Annotated in this window: 5 protein-coding genes; 4 read left to right on the plus strand and 1 reads right to left on the minus strand. The window is 68.8% G+C overall.

Features of this window, described 5'->3' with window-relative positions; translation table 11 throughout:
* The first annotated feature begins 5 nt into the window (after positions 1-5).
* The 3 genes from FV228_RS20940 to FV228_RS20950 all read left to right on the plus strand — a co-directional run bounded on the left by FV228_RS20940 (position 6) and on the right by FV228_RS20950 (position 3,501).
* On the plus strand, positions 6-1,367 hold the full coding sequence (locus tag FV228_RS20940; RefSeq protein ID WP_246693974.1) for a CpaF family protein: 1,362 nt from the start codon (positions 6-8) through the stop codon (positions 1,365-1,367).
* Positions 1,368-1,369: 2 nt separating this feature from the next.
* On the plus strand, positions 1,370-2,347 hold the full coding sequence (locus tag FV228_RS20945) for a type II secretion system F family protein (protein ID WP_147856379.1): 978 nt from the start codon (positions 1,370-1,372) through the stop codon (positions 2,345-2,347).
* Between the two features lie 173 nt (positions 2,348-2,520).
* The gene (locus FV228_RS20950; protein WP_147856380.1) at positions 2,521-3,501 is read left to right on the plus strand and encodes a type II secretion system F family protein; all 981 of its coding nucleotides are present in this window, start codon (positions 2,521-2,523) and stop codon (positions 3,499-3,501) included.
* A gap of 19 nt (positions 3,502-3,520) precedes the next feature.
* Here FV228_RS20950 and FV228_RS20955 read toward each other — a convergent pair whose 3' ends face one another.
* Positions 3,521-3,754, minus strand: coding sequence for a GcrA family cell cycle regulator (locus tag FV228_RS20955; protein WP_147856381.1), 234 nt, complete (start codon positions 3,752-3,754; stop codon positions 3,521-3,523).
* A gap of 419 nt (positions 3,755-4,173) precedes the next feature.
* Here FV228_RS20955 and FV228_RS20960 point away from each other — a divergent pair.
* Positions 4,174-4,597: rhodanese-like domain-containing protein (locus tag FV228_RS20960; RefSeq protein WP_281406512.1), on the plus strand; the 424-nt coding region annotated here is incomplete at its 3' end.

Consider the following 4,597-nt stretch of genomic DNA (forward strand, 5'->3'; position numbering starts at 1 on the left):
CGCCGGTGCTGCGCGATTCCGCCCCGGCGCCCAAGCCGCCGCCCAAGCCCGCCGCCCCCGTGGTGGTCGAGAACCCGCGCTCCGAGGACTATTACCGGACCAAGAGCCTGATCTTCGGCGCCCTGATCGAGGCGATCGACCTCACGCAGCTCTCCCGCCTCGACGCCGAGACCGCCCGGGAGGAGATCCGCGACATCGTCACGGAGATCATCGGGCTCAAGAACATCGTCCTGTCGATCGCCGAGCAGGAAGAACTGCTCGACGACATCTGCAACGACGTGCTCGGCTACGGTCCGCTGGAGCCGCTGCTCGCCCGCGACGACATCGCCGACATCATGGTCAACGGCGCCAACCGGACCTTCATCGAGGTCGACGGCAAGATCCAGCTGACCAATGTCCGCTTCCGCGACAACCAGCAGCTGATGAACATCTGCCAGCGCATCGTCAGCCAGGTCGGCCGCCGGGTCGACGACGCCTCGCCGATCTGCGACGCGCGCCTGCCGGACGGCTCCCGCGTCAACGTCATCGCACCGCCGCTGTCCATCGACGGACCGGCGCTCACGATCCGCAAGTTCAAGAAGGACAAGCTGACCCTCGAACAGCTCGTGCGCTTCGGGGCGATCTCCCCGGAGGGCGCCGAGGTCCTGAAGATCATCGGACAGTCGCGCTGCAACGTGGTCATCTCGGGCGGCACCGGCTCGGGCAAGACCACCCTGCTGAACTGCCTCACGGCCTTCATCGAGCACGACGAGCGGGTCATCACCTGCGAGGACGCGGCCGAATTGCAGCTCCAGCAGCCCCACGTCGTCCGCCTGGAGACGCGCCCGCCCAACATGGAGGGCCAGGGGCAGGTCACCATGCGCGACCTCGTCAAGAACTGCCTGCGCATGCGGCCCGAGCGGATCATCGTCGGCGAGGTCCGCGGCCCCGAGGCGTTCGACCTGCTGCAGGCGATGAACACCGGCCATGACGGCTCGATGGGCACGCTCCACGCCAACAGCCCGCGCGAGTGCCTGTCGCGCATCGAGTCGATGATCTCGATGGGCGGGTTCACGCTGCCGTCGAAGACCCTGCGCGAGATGATCTGCGGCTCGATCGACGTGGTGATCCAGGCCATGCGCCTGCGCGACGGCTCCCGCCGCATCACCCACATCACCGAGGTGCTGGGGATGGAGGGCGACGTCATCACCACGCAGGACATCTTCCTCTACGACATCGTCGGCGAGGACCCGAACGGCAAGCTGATCGGGCGCCATCGCTCCACCGGCGTCGGCCGGCCGAAATTCTGGGAGCGCGCCCGCTACTACGGGCTCGACCGTCGGCTCGGCGAGGCGCTCGACGCCGCCGAGATCGTCGACGGGGCGTGACCATGGCGGATTCGTCCCAGCTCCCGCTCGCCGCCGGCCTGATCGGCATCGCCGTGGCCGCCGTGGCCTACGTCGCGGTGCTCCCGCTGCTCGGCGGCCAGCGGCGGGCGAGCAAGCGCCTGAAGTCGATCGGCGTCACGGCCTCCGGTGCGGCGGTGCGCGGGGTCGCGGTCAACCGGCGGGAGCAGGTCGCCAAGACGCTGAGCGAGATCGAGGCGAAGGCCAAGAACGCCAACAAGGCGACGCTGGAGCTGAAGCTCGCCCGCGCCGGCCTGAGCTGGACCAAGCGGACCTTCTACACGGTCTCGGGGGCCAGCGCCGCGATCCTCGGCCTGCTGCTGTTCATCGTCACCGACAGCCCGGTGGCGGCGGCCGGCGCCGCCTTCGCGGGGGGCTTCGGCGTGCCCGCCTGGCTGCTGCGCCACCTGCGGCTCCGGCGCATCGCGAAGTTCAACAAGGAGCTGCCCAACGCGGTGGACGTGGTGGTGCGCGGCATCCGCACCGGCATCCCGGTGGGCGACTGCTTCCGCATGGTCTCGCGCGAGGCCGAGGAGCCGGTGCGCAGCGAGTTCCGGACGGTGATCGAGACCCAGGCGATGGGGCTCTCGCTGGGCGAGGCGGTCTCGCGCCTGTTCGAGCGGGTGCCGACCGCGGAGGTCAACTTCTTCGCGATCGTGATCAACATCCAGCAGCAATCGGGCGGCAACCTGTCGGAGGCGCTGAACAACCTCTCGGTGGTGCTGCGCGACCGGGCCAAGATGCGCGGCAAGGTCCAGGCGATGAGCATGGAGGCCAAGGCCTCGGCCTCGATCATCGCGTGCCTACCCTTCGCGGTGGCGGGCATCACCACGCTGACGAGCCCGGACTACATCTCGCTGCTCTGGACGACGGATGTCGGCACGATCGCGCTGGTGGGGGCGGCGATCTGGATGTCGATCGGCGTCTTCACGATCAAGAAGATGATCGCCTTCGACTTCTGAGGGGGGTTTGCAGAAGTGCCGTGTGGTTTTGCGAAACCTGCGATTCCTCAAAGCCCTGAGCGGGCGAAGCGCCGGCCTTCCGACGCAAGTCCGCTAAGGGCATCGCCCCGAAACGTGGTCGCCGACTTTCGGGATGCGGCGCGGCAGAATCCCAAGCAAACGGATCCCGGTCCATGATCGACGCCATCGCGGAGAAGCTGTTCGATCCCCGCTTCATGGGCACGCTGCTGACCGCGGTCGCGGCGGGCGCGACCGCCTTCGCGGTGGTGCAGCCCTTCTTCGAGTCGGACAAGCTCGCCAAGCGGATGAAGATCGTCAGCGACGAGCGCGAACTCATCCGGCGGCGGGAGCGCCAGGCGGACCGGGCCCGGCCGAACGACCGGGCGACCCTGCGCGTGGCGCCCAAGGCCTACATGAAGTCCATCGTCGACCGGTACCAGCTGCACCGCTGGCTCGGCACCGATACGGCCAAGCGCAAGCTGATGATGGCGGGTTATCGCGGCCAGGGCGCCGAGACGACGTTCCTGTTCTTCCGCCTGATCGTCCCGGTGGCCTCGGTGATCGCGGCCGTGTTCTACCTGTTCGTGCTCGAGGCCATCGACGCCACCTACCTGATGCGGATCGGGATGGTGATCGGCGCGGCCTATATCGGCATCAAGGCGCCGGAGCTGTTCCTGGTCAACACCGCCAAGAAGCGGCAGGCCGAGATCAAGCGGGCCTGGCCGGACGCCCTCGACCTGACGCTGATCTGCGTCGAGTCCGGAATGGCGGTCGAGAACGCATTCCGGAAGGTCAGCACCGAGATCGCCACGTCCTCGGTGGTGCTGGCCGAGGAGCTGGCCCTGATGACGGCCGAGATGTCGTTCCTGCCCGACCGGCGGCAGGCCTACGAGAACCTGTCGCTGCGCACCGGGCTGGAGCCGGTCAAGTCGGTCGCGACCGCGCTGATCCAGGCCGAGCGCTACGGCACGCCGATCGGCCAGGCGCTCCGGGTGCTGAGCCAGGAGAGCCGCGACCAGCGCATGAACGACGCGGAGAAGAAGGCGGCCAGCCTGCCACCCAAGCTGACCGTGCCGATGATCCTGTTCTTCCTACCGGTGCTGTTCGTCGTCATCATCACACCGGCCGTCATCCAGGTCATGCGGACGCAGTGACGGCCGAGGGGTCGGGCGCTCAGCGGATACGGCCGGGACGGGTCGGCTCGAACACGATGCGCCGGTGGAACGCGCACCAGCTCTTGCCGTCGGAGACCGGCGCGCCGCAGCAGACGGCGCGGTCGTTCGGCTCGCCGATGATGTACTTGCACACGAAGGCACCGGATTGCGCGAAAGGCACGCGCAGGTCCGCCGACGGCTCCTGGACACCCTCGGCATCACCGATCTGAGACATGCGGACGAGTTGATTCATGGCGGTGATCGGCTCAATAAGCAGGCTGCACGGTCGGCGCGTACGCCTCGGCAGTGAGGGAGGGTTGAACGCCCTGCCTTCAGGCGGCGGCCCCGTCTCGCGTGTCCGGGACTGGCGTCTCGCGGAACGGCATCGGGGGCGACCCGCCCGAGCCGGCCTCGACGGCTGGCGCGGTGAGCGTCATCGTGTTGTCGTAACTGGGGTTACAACGATTGAAAACAAGACCAGCGTGCATTCGCTGCATCGGACCACGGTGCGGGGTGCGTAGCTGGCCGCGGGATTGCGGCCCCGCGCCGGTCCGCCCGGGGGCCTGACGAAACCGTCCGACCGCGAAGTCCCCGGCCGGCGACCGGGCGTGCAACAGGGTCCAGCCTGTGGTTTGGTGGGCGCTCGCGCGAACCAAAGCCGGATAGTGGATTATGGCCCACCCGCCCCTCGTCCCCCCCGAATGGCTGCACGACCGCCTCGCGGCGCCCGACATCGTGGTGCTCGACGCCTCGTGGTACCTGCCCGCCGCCGGTCGCGACGCCGCGGCCGAGTATCGGGCCGCGCACATCCCGGGGGCTCTGCGCTTCGACCTCGACGCCATGAGCGACACCGAATCGAGCCTGCCGCACATGCTGCCGCGCTCCGACGTGTTCGCCTCGCGGATGCGGGCGCTGGGGGTCGGCGACGGCATGCAGATCGTCGTCTATGACGGCCAGGGCCTGTTCTCGGCGCCGCGGGTCTGGTGGATGCTCAAGACCTACGGGGTCCGGGACGCGCTGGTGCTGGATGGCGGCCTGCCCGCCTGGATCGCGGCGGGCTACGCCACCGAGGACGGCGACCCGGCCCCGCGCGAGC

The sequence above is a fragment of the Methylobacterium sp. WL18 genome (assembly GCF_008040015.1).
In the GTDB taxonomy this organism is placed as follows: Bacteria; Pseudomonadota; Alphaproteobacteria; order Rhizobiales; family Beijerinckiaceae; genus Methylobacterium; species Methylobacterium mesophilicum.

Coding starts and splice junctions, on each gene's coding strand:
- FV228_RS20950 (WP_147856380.1), top strand. CDS start 2,521: ATGATCGACGCCATCGCGGAGAAGCTGTTCGATCCCCGCTTCATGGGC.
- FV228_RS20945 (WP_147856379.1), top strand. CDS start 1,370: ATGGCGGATTCGTCCCAGCTCCCGCTCGCCGCCGGCCTGATCGGCATC.
- FV228_RS20955 (WP_147856381.1), bottom strand. CDS start 3,754: ATGAATCAACTCGTCCGCATGTCTCAGATCGGTGATGCCGAGGGTGTC.